Source organism: Herbaspirillum sp. NPDC087042 (genome assembly GCF_044745245.1).
Taxonomy (GTDB): domain Bacteria; phylum Pseudomonadota; class Gammaproteobacteria; order Burkholderiales; family Burkholderiaceae_D; genus Herbaspirillum.
The window spans coordinates 163,564-180,665 of the sequence record NZ_JBIUZW010000004.1; the positions used below are offsets into that span (position 1 = coordinate 163,564).

Annotated in this window: 16 protein-coding genes and 1 pseudogene; 13 read left to right on the forward strand and 4 right to left on the reverse strand. The window is 61.5% G+C overall.

Going from position 1 to position 17,102, the window contains the following annotated elements; translation table 11 throughout:
• Positions 1 to 39: 39 nt before the first annotated feature.
• From ACIPHN_RS07935 to ACIPHN_RS07945, 3 genes are read left to right on the forward strand one after another with little or no spacing between them, the layout of a single operon-like run.
• Positions 40 to 1,584 carry a sugar ABC transporter ATP-binding protein gene (locus tag ACIPHN_RS07935; protein ID WP_400434974.1) on the forward strand — a complete coding sequence of 515 codons (1,545 nt, stop codon included), beginning with the start codon at positions 40 to 42 and terminating at the stop codon, positions 1,582 to 1,584.
• A 16-nt stretch (positions 1,585 to 1,600) separates the two neighbouring features.
• Positions 1,601 to 2,608: a ribose ABC transporter permease gene (locus tag ACIPHN_RS07940; protein ID WP_400435209.1), complete on the forward strand. Its 1,008-nt coding sequence runs from the start codon at positions 1,601 to 1,603 to the stop codon at positions 2,606 to 2,608.
• Positions 2,609 to 2,619: 11 nt separating this feature from the next.
• The gene (locus ACIPHN_RS07945; RefSeq protein WP_400435211.1) at positions 2,620 to 3,816 is read left to right on the forward strand and encodes an AGE family epimerase/isomerase; all 1,197 of its coding nucleotides are present in this window, start codon (positions 2,620 to 2,622) and stop codon (positions 3,814 to 3,816) included.
• Positions 3,817 to 3,830: 14 nt separating this feature from the next.
• Here ACIPHN_RS07945 and ACIPHN_RS07950 read toward each other — a convergent pair whose 3' ends face one another.
• From ACIPHN_RS07950 to ACIPHN_RS07960, 3 genes are read right to left on the reverse strand one after another with little or no spacing between them, the layout of a single operon-like run.
• Positions 3,831 to 4,667, reverse strand: coding sequence for a TIGR02285 family protein (locus tag ACIPHN_RS07950; RefSeq protein WP_400434976.1), 837 nt, complete (start codon positions 4,665 to 4,667; stop codon positions 3,831 to 3,833).
• Between the two features lie 28 nt (positions 4,668 to 4,695).
• Positions 4,696 to 6,087: a diguanylate cyclase gene (locus tag ACIPHN_RS07955; protein ID WP_400434978.1), complete on the reverse strand. Its 1,392-nt coding sequence runs from the start codon at positions 6,085 to 6,087 to the stop codon at positions 4,696 to 4,698.
• A gap of 13 nt (positions 6,088 to 6,100) precedes the next feature.
• Positions 6,101 to 7,417: an FAD-binding oxidoreductase gene (locus ACIPHN_RS07960; RefSeq protein WP_400434980.1), complete on the reverse strand. Its 1,317-nt coding sequence runs from the start codon at positions 7,415 to 7,417 to the stop codon at positions 6,101 to 6,103.
• A gap of 46 nt (positions 7,418 to 7,463) precedes the next feature.
• Here ACIPHN_RS07960 and ACIPHN_RS07965 point away from each other — a divergent pair, with 46 nt between their 5' ends.
• Positions 7,464 to 7,772 (forward strand): hypothetical protein, encoded by a 309-nt coding sequence (locus ACIPHN_RS07965; RefSeq protein ID WP_400434982.1) that lies wholly within the window; start codon positions 7,464 to 7,466, stop codon positions 7,770 to 7,772.
• On the opposite strand, the gene gcvA is transcribed toward ACIPHN_RS07965, so the two are convergent.
• Positions 7,773 to 8,717 carry a transcriptional regulator GcvA gene (gcvA, locus tag ACIPHN_RS07970; protein WP_400434984.1) on the reverse strand — a complete coding sequence of 315 codons (945 nt, stop codon included), beginning with the start codon at positions 8,715 to 8,717 and terminating at the stop codon, positions 7,773 to 7,775.
• 10 nt (positions 8,718 to 8,727) lie between these two features.
• Between gcvA and ACIPHN_RS07975 the strand changes: the two genes are divergently transcribed.
• The 9 genes and pseudogenes from ACIPHN_RS07975 (at position 8,728) to ACIPHN_RS08015 (ending at position 17,065) form a co-directional block, all read left to right on the forward strand.
• Positions 8,728 to 8,862 (forward strand): hypothetical protein, encoded by a 135-nt coding sequence (locus ACIPHN_RS07975; RefSeq protein ID WP_400434986.1) that lies wholly within the window; start codon positions 8,728 to 8,730, stop codon positions 8,860 to 8,862.
• Between the two features lie 26 nt (positions 8,863 to 8,888).
• Positions 8,889 to 9,353 (forward strand): RidA family protein, encoded by a 465-nt coding sequence (locus ACIPHN_RS07980; protein ID WP_400434988.1) that lies wholly within the window; start codon positions 8,889 to 8,891, stop codon positions 9,351 to 9,353.
• 215 nt (positions 9,354 to 9,568) lie between these two features.
• A complete protein-coding gene (locus ACIPHN_RS07985) occupies positions 9,569 to 9,790 on the forward strand; it encodes a hypothetical protein (RefSeq protein WP_400434990.1) in 222 nt (73 codons plus the stop codon).
• A gap of 109 nt (positions 9,791 to 9,899) precedes the next feature.
• Positions 9,900 to 10,238, forward strand: a pseudogene (locus ACIPHN_RS07990) (XdhC family protein); the annotation flags it as partial.
• 109 nt (positions 10,239 to 10,347) lie between these two features.
• On the forward strand, positions 10,348 to 11,469 hold the full coding sequence (locus tag ACIPHN_RS07995; RefSeq protein ID WP_400434992.1) for an AAA family ATPase: 1,122 nt from the start codon (positions 10,348 to 10,350) through the stop codon (positions 11,467 to 11,469).
• Positions 11,469 to 11,885 (forward strand): hypothetical protein, encoded by a 417-nt coding sequence (locus ACIPHN_RS08000; protein WP_400434994.1) that lies wholly within the window; start codon positions 11,469 to 11,471, stop codon positions 11,883 to 11,885. The genes ACIPHN_RS07995 and ACIPHN_RS08000 overlap by 1 nt, the downstream gene beginning before the upstream one ends.
• The gene (locus tag ACIPHN_RS08005; RefSeq protein ID WP_400434996.1) at positions 11,882 to 13,690 is read left to right on the forward strand and encodes a hypothetical protein; all 1,809 of its coding nucleotides are present in this window, start codon (positions 11,882 to 11,884) and stop codon (positions 13,688 to 13,690) included. The genes ACIPHN_RS08000 and ACIPHN_RS08005 overlap by 4 nt, the downstream gene beginning before the upstream one ends.
• Positions 13,680 to 16,388 carry a bpX6 domain-containing protein gene (locus ACIPHN_RS08010; RefSeq protein WP_400434997.1) on the forward strand — a complete coding sequence of 903 codons (2,709 nt, stop codon included), beginning with the start codon at positions 13,680 to 13,682 and terminating at the stop codon, positions 16,386 to 16,388. The genes ACIPHN_RS08005 and ACIPHN_RS08010 overlap by 11 nt, the downstream gene beginning before the upstream one ends.
• A gap of 98 nt (positions 16,389 to 16,486) precedes the next feature.
• Positions 16,487 to 17,065, forward strand: a complete 579-nt coding sequence (locus tag ACIPHN_RS08015) for an RNA 2'-phosphotransferase (RefSeq protein ID WP_400434999.1) — start codon at positions 16,487 to 16,489, stop codon at positions 17,063 to 17,065.
• Positions 17,066 to 17,102 lie beyond the last annotated feature (37 nt).

Here is a 17,102-nt window from a genome sequence, read left to right on the forward strand (position 1 = left end):
GAACGGATGCGCCGGCAGGACCTACTTCTTCCTGTAACCATGACCTCCACTCCGATATTGCAGATGAGCGGCATCAGCAAGTCCTTCGGCGCGACACGGGCGCTGTCGGACATGCACCTGAACATCCGCCCCGGCGAGATCCACGCGCTCATGGGGGAGAACGGCGCCGGCAAGAGCACGCTGATGAAGGTGCTCTCCGGCGTTCATGCCCCGGACCACGGCCAGATCCTGCTGGACGGCAAGCCGGTCGCGCTGCGCGACCCGGCCGCCAGCCGCGCCGCCGGCATCAACCTGATCTACCAGGAACTGGCGGTGGCGCCCAATATCAGCGTGGCCGCCAATGTCTTCATGGGCAGCGAACTGCGCAACCGCCTGGGCCTGATCGACCATGCCGCCATGCGGAGTCGCACCGATGCGGTGCTGGCGCAACTGGGGGCGGCCTTCCGGGCGGTGGACCGTGCCGGGCGGCTGTCCATTGCCGAGCAGCAGCAGGTGGAGATCGCCCGCACGCTGGTACATCGCAGCCGCATCCTCATCATGGATGAGCCGACGGCGGCGCTGTCCGAACGCGAGACCGAGCAGCTCTTCGGCGTGGTACGCCGGCTGCGCGACGAGGGCCTGGCGGTGATCTACATCAGCCACCGCATGGCCGAGGTACACGCCCTGGCCGATCGCGTGACGGTGCTGCGCGATGGCAGCTTCGTGGGCGAGCTGTCGCGTGAGCAGATCGATACCGAGCGCATCGTGCAGATGATGGTGGGGCGTTCGCTGGGCGAGTTCTACCAGCATCGCCGCCTGTCGGGGCAGGAGACGGCGCAATTGAAGACGGTGCTGCAGGTACGAGGCCTGGCCGGTGGCAAGGTCAGGCCGGCCTCCTTCGAGGCGCGCGCGGGTGAGGTGCTGGGCCTGGCCGGCCTGGTCGGCGCCGGGCGCACCGAGCTGGCGCGCCTGCTCTTCGGGGCCGATGCCAAGAGTGCCGGCGACATCTTGCTCGATGGCGTGGCCGTGCAGATCGACACGCCGCGCGCGGCCATGCGCCAGGGCATCGCCTATGTGCCCGAGGATCGTAAGGGCCAGGGCCTGTTCCTGCAGATGGCGGTGGCGGCCAATGCCACCATGAACGTGGCGGGGCGCCATGCGCGCCTGGGCCTGATCCGGCGCCGCTCGCTGCAAGGCGTGGCCGGTGCCGCAATCAAGCGGCTCAATGTCAAGGTTGCCCACGGCGAGGTGGCGGTGGGCAAGCTCTCCGGCGGCAACCAGCAGAAGGTCTTGCTGGCGCGCTGGCTGGAGATCGCCCCGCGCGTGCTGATCCTCGACGAACCCACGCGGGGTGTGGATATCTATGCCAAGAGCGAGATCTACCAACTTGTCCACAAGCTGGCCGGGCAGGGCGTGGCCGTGATCGTCATCTCCAGCGAGTTGCCGGAGGTGATCGGCATCTGCGACCGCGTGCTGGTGATGCGTGAAGGCAGCATCACCGGCGAACTCGACGGCGCCGACATCACCCAGGAAAACGTCATGCGCCTGGCCACCGATACCGGCGCCGCCCCCGATACGACTCTCCCTACCGATTCCCATGGCTGATACCAGGACCCCCATGATGCACAACGCCGATGCTGGCGCACAGGCTGCGCCGCGCTCTTCCTCCACCGCACAATGGCTGCTGCACCGGCTGGGCATGTTGCCGGTGCTGGTGGTGCTGTACCTGCTGTTCTATGCGCTGACGATCTATCTCAGTGGCGATGGCACCTCCAACTTTGCCTCCGCCGAAAACACCATGAATATCCTGCGCCAGGTCGCCATCAACCTGGTGCTGGCCGCCGGCATGACCTTCGTCATCCTCACCGCCGGCATCGACCTGTCGGTGGGCTCGGTGCTGGCCGTGTCGGCGGTGCTGGGCATGCAGGTCTCGCTGGGCGCAGCACCGGGATGGTCGATCCCGGTCTTCGTCTTCTCCGGGCTGGTGATGGGCATGATCAATGGCGCCATGGTGGCCTTCCTCAACATCAATGCCTTCGTGGTGACGCTGGGCACGATGACGGCCTTCCGGGGTGCGGCCTATCTGCTGGCCGACGGCACCTCGGTGCTCAACAACGAGATCCCCAGCTTCGAGTGGATAGGCAATGGCGACTTTCTGCACGTGCCCTGGCTGATCTGGGTGGCGGTCGCGGTGGTGCTGCTATCCTGGATCATCCTGCGCAAGACGGTGCTGGGCATGCACATCTACGCCATCGGCGGCAACCTGCAGGCGGCGCGCCTCACCGGCATCCGCGTGGGCCTGGTGCTGCTGTTCGTCTATGCCATCAGCGGCTTGTTCTCCGGGCTGGCCGGCGCCATGTCGGCCAGCCGCCTGTACGGCGCCAACGGCAACTGGGGCAGCGGCTATGAACTGGATGCGATCGCCGCCGTCGTGCTGGGCGGCACCAGCCTGATGGGGGGCGTCGGTACGATCTGGGGCACGGTGGTGGGCGCGCTCATCATCGGTGTGATGAACAACGGCTTGACCATCCTCGGACTGTCGTCGTTCTGGCAATACGTGGCCAAGGGCGCGGTGATCGTGCTGGCGGTGATTCTGGACAAATGGCGTCAGAAGGACGCAACGCAATGAGGACCCACATGATGCAAGTTCCCGATGTCGAAAGCCGCCGTTTCCTGCAGGACCATGTCGCCGCCACGCTGGCTTTCTACGACCGTCATGCCATCGATCCGCAGGGCGGCTTCTATCACTACCTGAAGGATGATGGCAGCGTCTACAACACTACCCATCGCCACCTGGTCAGCGCCACGCGGCTGGTGTTCACGCAGGCCATGGCCTATACCCACACCGGCCAGGCGCGCTATCTGCAGCAGGCCCGGCAGGCGCTGACGCAGATGGAAACTTTCCGCCATGCCCAGGGGCCGCTGGCCGGCCTGTTCGCCTGGACCACCGAGAACGGCCGCATCGAGGATGGTACGGTGATGGCCTACGGACAGGCCTTCGTGCTGCTGGCCTATGCGCATGCACATCGCATCGGCCTGTGCGATGAAGCGGCGGTGGCGCAGGCCTTCGAACGGATGGAAACGGCCTTCTTCGAGCCGCAGCAGCGCGCCTACGCCGACGAGATCACCCCGACCGGCGAGTGCATCGCCTATCGCGGCCAGAACGCCAACATGCACATGTGCGAAGCCTGCCTGGCCGCCTATGAGGCCACCGGACAGCACCGCTACCTGGCGCGTGCACAACTGCTCATCGAGCGCTTCGTCTTCGAGCTGGCACGGCAATCGCAGGGACTGGTGTGGGAACACTATCGCCAGGACTGGTCGCTGGACGAGGACTACAACCGCGGCAATCGCGACAACATCTTCAAGCCCTGGGGCTTCCAGACTGGCCACCAGACCGAATGGGCCAAGCTGCTGTTGATCGCCCACGCGCACGAGGCGCAACCGGCCTATGTGGCCCGTGCGGCCGAGTTGCAGCGCGCGGCCTGGCAGCATGGCTGGGATCCCCTGTACGGTGGCCTGATCTACGGCTTCGACACCGACTTGCGGCCCTACGATACGGACAAGTATTTCTGGGTACAGGCCGAGTCCTTCGCCAGTGCCTGGCGCCTGTGGCGGGTCACCGGGGAAGTGGAGTTCCTCGACCAGTACCGTGCCATCTGGGCATGGAGCTGGGTGCACCTGGTCGATCACCAGTACGGCGCGTGGTTCCGCATTCTCGCCGCCGATGGCAGCAAGCTGGAAGACACCAAGTCACCGGCCGGCAAGGTGGACTACCACACCATGGGCGCCTGCTGGGATGTGATGGCGGCAGGGGGATTGCGCGAGCAGGACTGATCCGGGCGCCTCGTTCAGGGCATCTTGAGGAAGACGCTGTCGTAGAGCTTGCGGATCTCGGCGGCCGAGTCGGGATCGTGCCAGCGTTGCACGATGGCGCGGTAATAGGGCTTGTCGCGCTGGGTGACCAGCACCTTGTTGACCTGCTCGATGACCTGGCGGCCCCATTCGTTCTTCGGGCACATCACCCGGTTGAAGACCACTTCGTCGGCCTCCTGCGTGGGGATTGCCACCAGTTCGCCAGGATGGCCCATGACGCTGGCCTGGTAGAACGCCAGCAGGGGCAATTCGATCATGTAGTCGATACGTCCGGCCAGCAGCATGCTGATGGCCTCGACCTGTTCCGAATAATTCTCGCGGGGTGGATAGGCAGCCAGCAGCCGGTCCACGGTCGGACTGTAGGAGCGGTCACGCATCACCGAGGTGATGAACTGGCGGTTCTGCAGCAGGGCCTGCAGCGATTGCGGTGACCTGAACTGTGCCTGGCGGTCGCGCCGCACAATGATGCGCAGTGGCAGGAAGATCGAGGTCGGCAGCGAAAAGTAGGCATAGGCGTCGCGCTCGGGCGTCTTCAGCGCGCCGATATAACACCAGTGGCTACCCTTCCTGATCTCGGTCATCACACGCGGGAAAGGCGCGGACAGATCGACATGATCGTACTGGGGCAGGTGCTCGCGGATGACATCCAGGGTCAGGTCGAAGATGCCCTGGTGCGCCCATTCGCCCTCCCGGATCATGTAGGGCGGCACATGGTGCCGGCCCCAGACGATCTGGTCGCCGGCCACGGCCAGCAGGCTGGGCAGCGCCAGCAGAAGCAGGGCCAGGAACTGACGTAATGCACGATGCAACATGGCCGGCTTTCTTCGATAGACAGTCAGACTAGGCGCGCAGGTCGGCCACCAGGGTCTGGTTGCGCCCCAATACCTTGGCGCGATAGAGCGCGGCATCGGCCGTCTGCAGCAAGCTGCGGAATTCGCCTTCCTGATGCTGGGGCACGCAGCTGGCCACGCCGACGCTGATGGTGATGCGACCGAATTCGGACATCCCGTGCGGGATGGCCAGGGCATAGATGGCTTCGCACATCTTGTGGGCGATGCCGTTGCCGGAGTCGGCATCGGTATCGGCGGCGATCAGGGCGAACTCTTCGCCGCCATAGCGCGCCACCGTGTCGCCCGGGCGGCCCACGGTCTGCTGCAGCGCCTGGGCAACCTGGCGCAGCACGGCGTCGCCGGCGACGTGGCCGTAATGATCGTTGTAGTGCTTGAACCAGTCCACATCGATGATGGCCACCGTCAGGGGGCTGCCGGCGCGGGCGCAGCGGCGCCATTCCTGCACCAGCGTCTCGTCGAAGCAGCGCCGGTTGGCGATGCCGGTGAGGCCATCGGTGAGGCTGAGCATCTTCAGCTGGTCGTTGGCTTGCGCCAGGTCGCGGGTACGCTCGGCGATGCGCAACTCCAGCGAGCGGTTCAGGGCGCGCAGGGATTGCTTCTCCTGTTCCAGCTGGTCGTAGAGCCGCTGGTTCTGCACCGTATGCTTGCGCAAGCTGGCCAGCATGGCATTGATGGCATCGGCCAGGAAATGCAGCTCATGCTGCTTCCGGCCAGGCAAGACGATGCTGTTCTGGTCGTTGGGCTGGTTCAGGTCCTGTTCCCGCACGAAGCTGCTGAGCTTGGTGATGGGCTTGCCCAGCCAGCGCTGGAACACATAGAGGAAGATGAACCACAGCACCAGGGTCTTGATGATGGAATTGATGAGGATCAGCGTAAAGCCGTAGGCCACCTTCTTGATGACCACATGGCGGCTGGAATACACCGTCCAGGAACCGATGTCATGACTGACATTGTGTTCGTCGCGATACAGGATGGGGAAGCGATGGCTGGTGGAGGCATTGAGGAAATCGGCCGCCACCATGCTGCGCACGCCATCGGCATCGACGTGGAGTTGGCGGCCCTCGCCATCGAAGACATTGCCGCGCGCCATCACCAGCCGCCCCTGGGGATCCTCGATCTTCACGCCCGTCACCACCGGCAGGTTGCTGATACCCGCCAGGGTGGCGCGTTGCACGTCACCCTGGAAGCGCCAGGTGGAGCTGGCCAGGCTGGCACCGAAGGTCCTGTCCATGGCCACCAGCTCGCTGTCGATGCCGGCCTTGGTGTGCTGGTAATCTGCGGTGAGCTGTACGCAGGTCACGATGAGCGTGACCACGAAATAACTACCGAAGATGATGCGCAACAGATGGACGGCCAGGGAATTCTTGGAGAGCAAATTCATATTCGTACGCACGCTAGGCTATCGGTATGCTTTGCTCGAAGTTGAACAGGTTATGGGGATCGTACTTCCTTTTCACCCGCATGAGCTGTGTCAGGTTGTCGCCATAGTAGGCCTTGGCCCAGTGCGGCAGCTCCCGGCTGGGGAAGTTGACGTAGGACTGGGGCAGCATGAAGCGCTGCATGGCGGCGAAGTATTCTGTCAGCCAGGCCTGCTGCCGGCGTACCACATCGGGTTTGTCGATGGGCGCCCAGGCGCTTTCCATTTCAAAGATGTAGTTGGCATTGCGATGCACGTAGGCCGTGGCGTCGGTGGCGACTTCCCGGACCTTGCCACCGATGGCGAAGAGGATGCCCATGTTCTCGGGCAGCAGCGAGCCGCCTGGCCATTTCATCATCCAGCGCAGCATGGTCTCCAGCGCCTCCGGCGGCAGCGACTCGGCCACGTAGGAAGAGCGCAGGTCGTACATGCCGTTGGGATCGTCGGTGATGAGGTAGTCGCGCGCCTGCCAGTAACTCATCTGGCGGATATCCTGCTTCAGCGGCTTGACCAGCTTGAGCGCCGGCGCCAGCGCTTCCAGCGCTTTCTCGCGCGGTCCGAAGAACTGGCCCAGGGTCGTCACCAGCAACTGCTCGCGACGCGGGAAGGCGCCGGGCGCATCGGGATAGGCCTTGGTGCGGGTGGAGATCTGCTGGGCGTGGTTGTTCTGGATCTCCTGGAGCGCGGTGAGCAGTTCGATCTGCTTTTCGCCGGGCCAGACGATGTTGAAGATGGTCACGTCATCCTTGACCTCGTGCAGCTCGAAGCTGAAGGCGGTATTGATACCGAAGTTGCCGCCGCCACCGCCACGCAGTGCCCAGAACAGGTCGCGATGCTCGCCCTGGGCATCGGCGCTGACGTGCTCCCCGTTGGCCAGGGCCACGTAGGTCTGCGCCAGGCTGTCGCAGGTCAGGCCGGCGTGGGTGGCGGAAAAGCCCCAGCCGCCGCCCAGCACCAGGCCGCTGGCACCCACCGTGGGGCAGCGGCCGGAGGGAATGGCGAAGGTCGAGCCACTGAAGGCATCGGCCATGTTCTGGTTGCTGGCTCCGGCCAGGATATAGCCGCGGTTCTTGTCGATATCGAACCAGACCTTGTTCATGGCCTTGACGTCGATGAGCAGGCCGCGTGTGGTCGAGAAGCCGGCGTAGTTGTGGCCGCCGGAACGCACCGCGAACTTCTCGCGGTGATCGGCCGCCCAGCGCAGGCAGAGCTGGACGTCGTGGGCATCGGCGCACATCGCCACGGCACGCGGCAGGATGTCGGCATAGCGGGCATTGTTGGGGGCCGCTGCCATTGCATATCCCATTTCACCCGGCAGGATCAGCCGGCCATGCAGGCTGGTGCGCAAGGCCCGCAGGTTCTTCGGCGTATGCAATGCCGCAGAGGTGGTTTTGGCGGGCGCGGCTTGCAAGGCCGCCGGAATACTGCTTGCGTACAACAACGCGGCGCCGGCTTGCAGGAAGTTGCGCCGTGGCATGGCCCTGGAATCACCCATATTTTCCCCTGATGAAGTTGTTCTCGCCGCGCCGATGGATTCGGTGCTGTTGGTCAGAACATTCTATCGCTTGGTTTTGCTGTCTTGCGCAGGGAAATTGATTCTTTCACTCATCTTTTTTTGTAATTACGTGATTCTTGGTGATTATCTGTGACTATCTGGAGTGTAACCAAGCAACACGGCCAGGCCAGGCCTCAGCATGCCACTGGCGGTCAGCCGCAAAGCACTGGAGCAGCCAGGCACGGAAAGCGGCAAGCGGGGCGGGCAGGCTGCCAGGTTGCCCTTCCGGATGGACCAGCCAATACGCAGCGTCTTGCGGATCGCCCGGCAGCCAGGGCGCAACCAGCATGCCCTGGCGCAATGCCAGCGACACCAGCGACCAGCGCGCCAGCGTCATCCCCTGGCCTGCGATGGCGGCATCGATGGCCGCACTCTCGTGATTGAAGACGATGCCGGGCGAGGTCGCCATATCGGGACCGGCGACGCCGTGCCGGGAGCACCAGCCGGACCAGGCCTGGCGATCATGGACATGCAGCAGGGTGAGCGCGGCCAGCTTGCGCGGGTCGGTGCTGTCGGCCAGGGTCTGCGCACAGACCGGCAGCAGGTATTCCTCGCTCAGACGCGTGCAGGACAGGCCGGGCCAGGGGCCGACGCCATAGCGGATGGCGGCATCGATATCTTCACGCAGGAAGTTGACGTGTTGCTCGCTCTGCGTCAGGCGCAATTCGAGTTGCGGATGCTGGCGGGCGAAGTCGCCAAGGCGCGGCACCAGCCACTTCGATGAGAAATTGGGCGAGCAGGACAGGGACAGGCGCGCCGGGAGGTCGCGCAACGCCAGCGCGGCGGTGGCCCGTTCGATGTGGTCCAGCGCCAGGCCGATGGCCTGCAGGTAATCCGTGCCGGCCGCCGTGAGGCGCAACTGGTTGGGCAGGCGCTCGAAGAGCGGACGGCCGAGTTCTTCTTCCAGTGCCTTGATCTGGTGGCTGACCGCACCCTGGGTCACGCACAGCTCCTGCGCCGCCAGCGTGAAGCTGCAATGACGTGCGGCAGCCTCGAAGGCGCGCAGGGCATGCAGGGAGGGAAGTTTGCGAGCGGCCATGGACATAGGCATGAAATGGATTGGGGCTAGCCTGAAAAAAGATGCTTTGCGGCACACCGACGCTGAAAAATATCATGGATGCCATGTCATTGCAGCCCTGCTCGCCACGGCATCGATGGCCGTTTTTCCTGTCCAAGCTCATTAACCTCATCAACCTCATCGGGAGTCTTCATGAATCTGCAGCAACGTCTTGACCAGCTTTCTCTTGCCTTGCCCGCCTCGTCCGCCCCGGGCGCACGCTATGCCAGCGGCGTCCTGCACCAGGGTCTGGCATGGATCAGCGGCCAGTTGCCGCGCGAGGGCGACCGTGTGCTGGTGGCTGGCAAGCTGGGCCGTGAGGTCTCGATCGCCTCCGGCCAGGAAGGCGCACGTGCGGCGCTGCTGCGCGCGCTGGCCGCCTTGCGCGATACCGTGGGAGATCTGGAGCGCATCGAGCGCATCCTGAGGCTCAATGTCTATGTCAACAGCACCGACGATTTCAGTCAGCAAAGCGCGGTGGCCGATGGCGCTTCGGCGCTGATCTACGAGCTCTTCGGCCCGGAGCTGGGTGCGCATGCGCGTACCAGCGTGGGCGTGGTGCAATTGCCGCGCAATGCCTGCGTGGAACTGGATATCGTGGTGGCGCTGGAGGCCTGAGCGCGACTTGCGGCCGGCGTTGAGGGGCATCCTTGATTCCCGACAAATCTCGTGGTGGATGAGCGCGCATAATGGGGGTGTTGGGTGCGTGGAGACGGGATCACCCGCTCCGGGATCGTTCACAGGATGAGGTTGCAATGGATACGCGGGATTATTTTGGAGTTCCTCTGGCCAACGTGGAGGCAGCACAGGCGCATCATCATTACGCGAAGCACATGCGCCTCAATACGCGCGTGCCGACCCGCAAGGAAGTGGCCTCACTTCCCGCGGACGAGTTGCATCCGCTGCTGCTGGACTGGATGACGCGCAGCGCCACCGAGATCATCCCCAGTCGGGTACAGATCAATGAGGTCCTTGGGGTATTGCGCACGCGCGGGGACTGGGCGTCGCTGGATGCGGTGGTGGAGATGTGTGTCAATTATCTCCAGCAGGATTAGGTGCAAGCCGAGGCGCAAACCTGGAAGAAAGCGCAGCCAAAAAAAAAGCCCGTTGTCTCTTGCGAGAAAGAAATGATGGCAAGTTTGCACAGAAATTCGTACACGTCCTCTCGTCATCGAGATGCGCCCTGATGCTTGCACTGCCGTGGTAGCGCTCACACATGATCCTAAGCTCGATGACCTGGCCCTGATGGAAGCTTTGCGTTCGCCGGCCTTCTATGTCGGCGCTATCGGTTCGCGCGACAACAATGCGCGCCGCCGCGAACGGCTGGCTTTATTCGACCTCACTGCGGAGGATATCGCGCGTTTGCACGGCCCGGCCGGCTTGCATATAGGCAGCAAGACGCCGGCCGAAATTGCCGTTTCGGTGATTGCCGAAATGACTGCCGTGCGTCATTGGGTTGTTATTCCGTCTGCATTGAAAATAGGGGCGCATCCATCACAGTAATGCTGCGTATCTTGATTTTGTCGACGTGTCAGCGACAGTTTCCGTGGCGCACTATTGTTATTTTTTTGTTAAGATGCCGGACCATGTCCTGACATTGATCCGAGTACCTATGACCTTGACTGTGAACCAAGCCGCCGGAAGTCTGCGCGTCGCCATTCGCGAAGCTACAGCCGGGCTGGTTGATCGCGAACAGCTGGCTGAACTGATGATTCTCGCTGCAGTCGCGCAAGAACATCTTCTGGTGGTGGGGCCTCCAGGCACAGCGAAAAGCGCTGTGGTGCGGCGGGTGGCGCAAAGTCTGGGTGGACAGTATTTTGAGTATTTGCTGGGTCGCTTTACCGAACCGTCAGAGCTGTTCGGCCCAGTCAATCTTGGCAAGTTGCGCGAAGGCCTGGTTGAAACGGATGTTGCCGGCATGTTGCCGGAGGCGGAGATCGCGTTTCTCGATGAGGTGTTCCTCGGTTCGACCGCTATTCTCAATACCTTGCTGGGCTTGTTGAACGAACGTCAATTCCGCCGTGGCCACACACGCATTTCTTGCCCGTTGCGAGTTTGCGTCGGCGCCGCCAACAGCCTGCCGGAAGACGAAGGTCTGGCCGCGTTTGCCGATCGTTTTTTGCTGCACGTCTTTGTCGAACCGGTAGCCGACCATCGTTTGGAGGATCTGCTGGCTGGCGGCTGGGCGGCAGGCCAAAGCAAGGTGATGGCCGCTGCTGAATTGTCCAGTCTCGACGTACTTAATCGCGCGGTGCCAAAAGTCGATTTGGAGGGCGTGCGTATGCCGTTGGCACAGGCGATCCGGCTATTGCGTCAGGCCCATATCCCCTTATCGGACCGGCGCATTGTCAAAGCGCAGCAACTGATCGCAGCAGCGACCGTGTTGGCAGGGCGTGAGACTGCCGGCCGTGCCGACCTGTGGCCGCTGTTATATGTGATCCCAACGGCTGCCGGCCAACATAGCGCACGAGAAGTTTTGCGTGAACTGCTTGCCGAAGCCAGTCATTCCTTGCTGCATGCGGTGGTAGAACAAGTGGCCCAACAACCATTGGCGCGGCTGTCACGTCTGACGGAAAGCGCGGATCTGCTGCTGGCCGATGACATCTCTGCAGATACACGTCTCAAGCTCGAAGCCTTGTTGCGCGAGATCGATGCCAACTTTGACCCGGAACAAATACCAGTAGAACTGGGCGAACGCCGCAAGCGCCTGGTTGCCGCCGTGAGTGGCGTCTGATGCAAGTGGTGGCATGGCAAGCGCGTACAAATGCACTGACGCCGGCCGGACTGGTGGCGGACGTTGCGTTGCTGCCGGCGCTATTGGCGCAGTTGCGACGACGCAGCGACGAGCAACTGCAAGTATTGTCGGTGGTTGCTACACGCGATTTGCTTGTCGTACTGGGCGTCAATGACGCGTTGCCTTGGGTTGATGGGGCGCGCTACTGCGCGCCTTCACCGCAGGCGCCGAACTTGTGGATGCCAACTCATCTTGAACCTCTGTTGCCGGTCGATCTGCTGCAATCGAATTTGATCGAGCGTGCCGGCAGCAGCCCGGTGCTGTTATGGCATGCGCCAGAACAAATACTCTCGCTTGCGGTCGCGCAAACACTGACGGCCCAGTTGCTTGACTGGCTGGCAGGGCAGCTGGCATGACCCGGCTACCGGCACCACTGGAGCCATGGGCAGCCTGGCTGACCCTGTTTGCGCCAGACTTGATCCCTGCTGTCGGCGAGCTCTTGCTGCGGCTGCAGCCTTTGATCGGCAAGCTCAGCACCGCCACTCCGGTACGCGGCATTGAACCGGCCGGCATCGGCAATATTGTCCGGCGCGGCAATTATGAGCGTCTGTTGATGACCGAGTGGGTCTATGCGGATGCCGAACCGGATGAATTTATTCGTCGCGCCGGTAGTGGCGAACTATTGTTCAACGGTCCGGAACCGGCGCTGAATCAGCGCTCCTTGCGCAGCGTCGCGTTATTCGACGCCGGGCTGGCACAGCTGGGTGAGCCGCGCCTGGCACAGATGGCCTTGTTTATCCTGCTGGCGCGCCGTGCAGAACAAGCTGGTGCGCAATTCAGTTGGGGCATTCTGCAGCAACCGGGAATACTGCATGACGATGCCGGTTTGGCAGGCATCCGTAAATTGCTGAAGTCACGTAGCTTGCTGGCGCCGCCGGCCGATGCGCGCGAACAATGGCAAGCAGTGTTCGATGCGGAACAGACTGATTGCTGGTTTGTCGGTGGTGGTGAGGCGTCGCTGCCAATCGTCAACCGGGTCATTATCCGCCGCGCCTTGAGCGGCAACTTTCTGCAAGTCAACTTGCAGCAGCGACGCGATCACCGCACGCTGCAGCTGGAGCTGCCCGACACGCCAACGGCGGTGCGTCTGCTGCGGGCGCCGTTCACACCGGCCGCGCCACTGGGTGTTTTTCATCATCGCGGCAGCCGGCCTTCGCGGGCCCAGGCGCCGCGGTTTTCCAGTGGCGGCAACTGGCTCTGCGTGGCGCAAGTCGGCGGCGGTGCGATCGTCTACAACGTACCGCAATCGGCACACTCCAAACCGGGCAAGCATCGCATCCAGGCCGCGCCGACCAGTGGCGCTATCCTTGCCGCAGGCGTCTTCAAACCGAATTTGTCTTTCATCACGGCGGTGGACGGCAAGCTGGAATTTCACGGCTTTCCAGGGCCGCTGTTCTCAGGTCAGCGGACCATGTGCGAGCGGCCGCCGCTGGATGATTTTCATGCGCCGCCGGGCATGGCGCGCTGGCTGCCGACGTTTTATCTGCTCTCACGCGACCACGCTCATCCGAGCGAAGATGTAGTCGTACTCGATACCAAAAAACGGCTGGTGTGCTGGCGTGCAGATAAACGTATGAGAAATCAGGCCAATTCTGAGCCGCAATTTCTCCACATCGCCAACGATGTGATCGGTATACAGCAGCTCAACAACAATTTATTTTTTGCCTCGGCCGACGGCGATGGCATCCATCTATATGCCTGGAGCAGTCAACATGTCGTACCGCTTAAGCAAGGGCGACTTGAGCAAGCCGGACGGCAATTGCTATATGGCGGAAGTAGAGAGCGGCATCGAAATTACAACGTCGGCCTGATGGCAATACAACGAAGCGCCACCAGTTGGTCACTGGGTAAGTCCGGTGCTGGTGAAACGATAGAAATCGAAGAGGGCGCGACCGTGCTCGGCGTTGTTTTGAGCAAGAAACATGCACAAGCCGGGTTGGTGGTTCTGCATTCCGGAAAGCGGCGGATAGAGTTGCGCGTCGGCCAAGCGCGCCATGACCTGGCTGTTACGGCCGAGCCCATCCAGCATGCCTGCATGGACGTTGCCAGCAGCCGGATTGCGTGGCTTACAGCAAAAACCAGCACTGTCGTCGTGCGTGCCATTGACGACGATCAGCCGCTGCTGCAAATTTCCCACGATGGAGGTCCGGATGAGTCATAAAATTCGGCGCCCACTGTATGAGGGCATGCAGATGGTGCATGCGCTGTGGTTTGACCTGGCCCTTATCGGTGAGGCCGAGGCACAGCATCGTGTGTTGAAACATTGGGCACCGGGCGCGCGGCTGCATCTGGTGCAAGACGGTTATTTGCTGATGCTGGCGGCACCCCGCTACGGCCATTGTGCGATGTTGGACGGCCTGCCTTTGTGTGAGCAGTCAGGTATTCTCAGCAGCGCGCCACTTGCGCCGGATGAACGCGCCGCGACGCCCATCGCCAGTATTTGGCTGGTACGTGCGGCACAAGTACAACTGATCAGTCTGGTTGCAGCACCACGTATCAATCCCGCAGCCTGGTTGGATCTCAGCGCGATTGCCTTGCATGTGCCGCTGCTGCCGCCACGAGGCGAGGCGGTTGGTGTGGAGCCGCTGACGGCGACGCCGGTGCGCAGTATCTTCGCTGGCGCGATCCCTCCGCCCAGTGCTCAGCGCGAGGATTTTTTTAAACACGTGGAGCAGGTGCAACGCAAGGGACTCAACAGAATGCCAGGGACCGCCGTGGCGCAAGCTACGATTGGGCTGGCGGCCATGCTGCTGGGAGGTATCCCGTTGATCCTGCGCAAGCTAGTCGGTGGCGGCGCCAAACAGGCTGTGCGACAGGCGCAAACATCACCGCGCTCCATGAACGCGCCAGGGACTTCGACACTGGCGCAGCATCTGCGCGCTATGGCGGAAAAACTGGCGATCATCACGCGTGCCTCAAAAGTTATTGGCTGGCGTCAGACAGCCTATCTGCGCAAGATGATGGAATTGCTGGAAAAGGGCGATATGCAGGAAGCTCTGCGCTATGCCATTCCGCTCGATACGCTGTCGAAAGTCAGTCGGCCCGCCTTCGGTACGCCGCGTCCGCGTGCAGGCCTGGATATCACCGGCCCGCAGTCTGTGAGTAACGCCATCGGTCTGGGCGCCGAGCTGGAAGATTATTTGCGCAGTAAATACCGCAGCACATTCGAGCGCCTGGACCGGGAAGGCAATATCGACGAAGCCACCTTCGTGTTAGCTGAATTGCTTAAATGTGGTGTCGAAGCGGTCGATTATCTTGAGCGCAAAGGTCGCATCAAACAAGCGGCACAGCTGGCCGAAACGATGGAGCTGGCGCCTGAGATTGCGGTACGACTGTGGTGCCTGGAAGGCAGCATCGAGCGGGCGCTGCAACTGGCTCAACTCGGGCAGGCATTTGCTGCCGCAGTGCAGTTGCTGGAGCGCCGCCAGAGTCCGCAGGCAGCGACGCTGCGGCTGCTATGGGCGCAGGATCTTGCCTTGCGCGCTCACCTGAGCGAAGCCGCTGAAGTTATCTGGCCGCTTGCCGACCATCGTGACCAGGCATTGGCTTGGTTGCTGGAGGCGGAGCGCGCTGGCGGCACGCTGGGCTTGCGAGCACTGGTTAAAAAACTCACATTGTTGCCGGACAGCTTGGCCAGCAGTGAGGGCAGCATCCTGCAGTTGCTCGACGATGAGAGTGAGCAGGGCGCACAGCAGCGCGCCCGCTTGGGAAGGGAATTGAAGACCATGGCGCAGCATTCGTTTGCTACCAAACGTCTGACCGCAGAACTGCTGCGGCCCTTGCTGGCGGACCGGATGATGGGGCGTAATAGCTTCGACCAAAAGGTGTTCGCGCAACTGTTGAAACTATCCGAAGACCATTTGTTGAAGGCGGATTTGCCGCCGCTCAGCATCTCCAATACCGAGCCGCCACAAATGCTGAGGGCGCGCAGACAGACATTGCTGGTGCATGTGGCCGAACAAGGTTTGCTACCGATACACGATGCCCGTTGCTTGCCAGATAGCCACTACCTGCTTGCACTGGGCGAGGCAGGCGTTGTTCGCATCGACAGGTATGGTCGCCAACTGATGCAATTTCCCGTCCCGGCAACACGCCTGGTCATGGCCACAGGAGGGCAACGCGCGCTGGCCCTGGCGCCCCGTGACCGCATGTGGCGAGTCAGTCGGATTGATCTGCTGGCAGGCAAGGTAGCGGATTGGATCGTGCAGCCACTGCGTTTCTGGGCAGATGACTATGATGGCTTGATCTGGAATGCGGTGATCGACAACCGGCTCGTCGCCGTTGACACCAGCAAGGAGCAATTGGCGGTGAGTTGGCAAGTCGCCGACCTGCCGGGACAGATTATTGCCTTTCAAGAAGAGTCGGGCATGCAAACACTGCTGCTATCCGGCGCTGACGAAATACAGCAATGGCGTTATCAATTGCCTTCACGCCGACTCCTGCAACGTGACAGCTTCCCTCGTCCGGGCGAGCAGGTTTGGCAATTGCTACCGAACGGCACCCGCGACACGCCGACTGTGCTTAGACTTTCGTCGAATGCGCCTTTTTCGTCGTTGTTGGTGCACAGCCGTGATATCTCCGCTTCGGTAGAGATAGCACTGGAAAGTGCGCGAGACAAACCAGAAGTCAGCCTAGCTCAAGGATTGCTCCTGGTACGCAGCCATTCCGATGACGCTAGCTTGCGATGCGTGGTGGCGGACGTATGGACGGGAATGGCCTTTGCAGAGTTGTCGTTGGCGGCTGGCGAATCAGCCCACGTTCGTCTCGACAACAATCATATCCTGCTGTTCGACCAGGCCGGTCGGCTGATCGATATAGGCTGTGACGACAGCCAGGTGCATACATTGATACTGGTGTAGGTGATCGATGGGAGGGCAGTCCATTGTTGACTGTGCCTGATCACTTAGCTGGCAATTGCAGTGGCAATCTATTCATTGATACCCGTGCGGAACTCGGCGTGATCAATACTATTTACGAACCTGTTTTTAACAACGATATGAATACTACGTTAGTAGAACTGAGCAAATTTCTCAGCTTGGTGCTCCGTCATAAACCGGATGTTTTAGGTTTGGTTTTGGATCCTCAAGGATGGATACCTGTTGCTGATCTGCTGGCATCGGCCAACAAGCACGGAAAAAACATTGACCAGGCTCTATTGGAAGAGCTTGTTTTTACGAGTGATAAAAAGCGATTTTCTTTCAGTCCGGACGGCCAGAAGATAAGAGCAAATCAAGGGCACTCTGTGGATGTGGATTTGCAATTCGTTGCGCAGGAACCTCCCGATATTCTCTATCACGGCACCGCAACACGTTTTTTGACAGCAATCCGAAGCGAGGGGCTAAATAAAATGCAGCGCTTGCATGTTCACCTTTCCGCGAATGTCGATACAGCAACAAGAGTTGGCGCAAGACATGGAGCCCCCGTCGTGCTCAGAGTCGATGCCAAACAAATGTCGCAAGATGGAATGCATTTCTTTCTATCTGCGAACGGAGTTTGGTTGACCGAGAATGTGCCTTCGTCTTATATCAAGGAATAGGGGATGCGGTCGCTGCTGTCTTCCGGATACGGATGAA

Bases quoted from the DNA above. Each gene is read 5' to 3' on its own strand.
- ACIPHN_RS07935 (WP_400434974.1), top strand. From the start codon at position 40: ATGACCTCCACTCCGATATTGCAGATGAGCGGCATCAGCAAGTCCTTC.
- ACIPHN_RS07940 (WP_400435209.1), top strand. From the start codon at position 1,601: ATGCACAACGCCGATGCTGGCGCACAGGCTGCGCCGCGCTCTTCCTCC.
- ACIPHN_RS07945 (WP_400435211.1), top strand. From the start codon at position 2,620: ATGCAAGTTCCCGATGTCGAAAGCCGCCGTTTCCTGCAGGACCATGTC.
- ACIPHN_RS07950 (WP_400434976.1), bottom strand. From the start codon at position 4,667: ATGTTGCATCGTGCATTACGTCAGTTCCTGGCCCTGCTTCTGCTGGCG.
- ACIPHN_RS07955 (WP_400434978.1), bottom strand. From the start codon at position 6,087: ATGAATTTGCTCTCCAAGAATTCCCTGGCCGTCCATCTGTTGCGCATC.
- ACIPHN_RS07960 (WP_400434980.1), bottom strand. From the start codon at position 7,417: ATGGCAGCGGCCCCCAACAATGCCCGCTATGCCGACATCCTGCCGCGT.
- gcvA (WP_400434984.1), bottom strand. From the start codon at position 8,717: ATGGCCGCTCGCAAACTTCCCTCCCTGCATGCCCTGCGCGCCTTCGAG.
- ACIPHN_RS07975 (WP_400434986.1), top strand. From the start codon at position 8,728: ATGAAATGGATTGGGGCTAGCCTGAAAAAAGATGCTTTGCGGCACACC.
- ACIPHN_RS07980 (WP_400434988.1), top strand. From the start codon at position 8,889: ATGAATCTGCAGCAACGTCTTGACCAGCTTTCTCTTGCCTTGCCCGCC.
- ACIPHN_RS07985 (WP_400434990.1), top strand. From the start codon at position 9,569: ATGCGCCTCAATACGCGCGTGCCGACCCGCAAGGAAGTGGCCTCACTT.
- ACIPHN_RS07995 (WP_400434992.1), top strand. From the start codon at position 10,348: ATGACCTTGACTGTGAACCAAGCCGCCGGAAGTCTGCGCGTCGCCATT.
- ACIPHN_RS08000 (WP_400434994.1), top strand. From the start codon at position 11,469: ATGCAAGTGGTGGCATGGCAAGCGCGTACAAATGCACTGACGCCGGCC.
- ACIPHN_RS08005 (WP_400434996.1), top strand. From the start codon at position 11,882: ATGACCCGGCTACCGGCACCACTGGAGCCATGGGCAGCCTGGCTGACC.
- ACIPHN_RS08010 (WP_400434997.1), top strand. From the start codon at position 13,680: ATGAGTCATAAAATTCGGCGCCCACTGTATGAGGGCATGCAGATGGTG.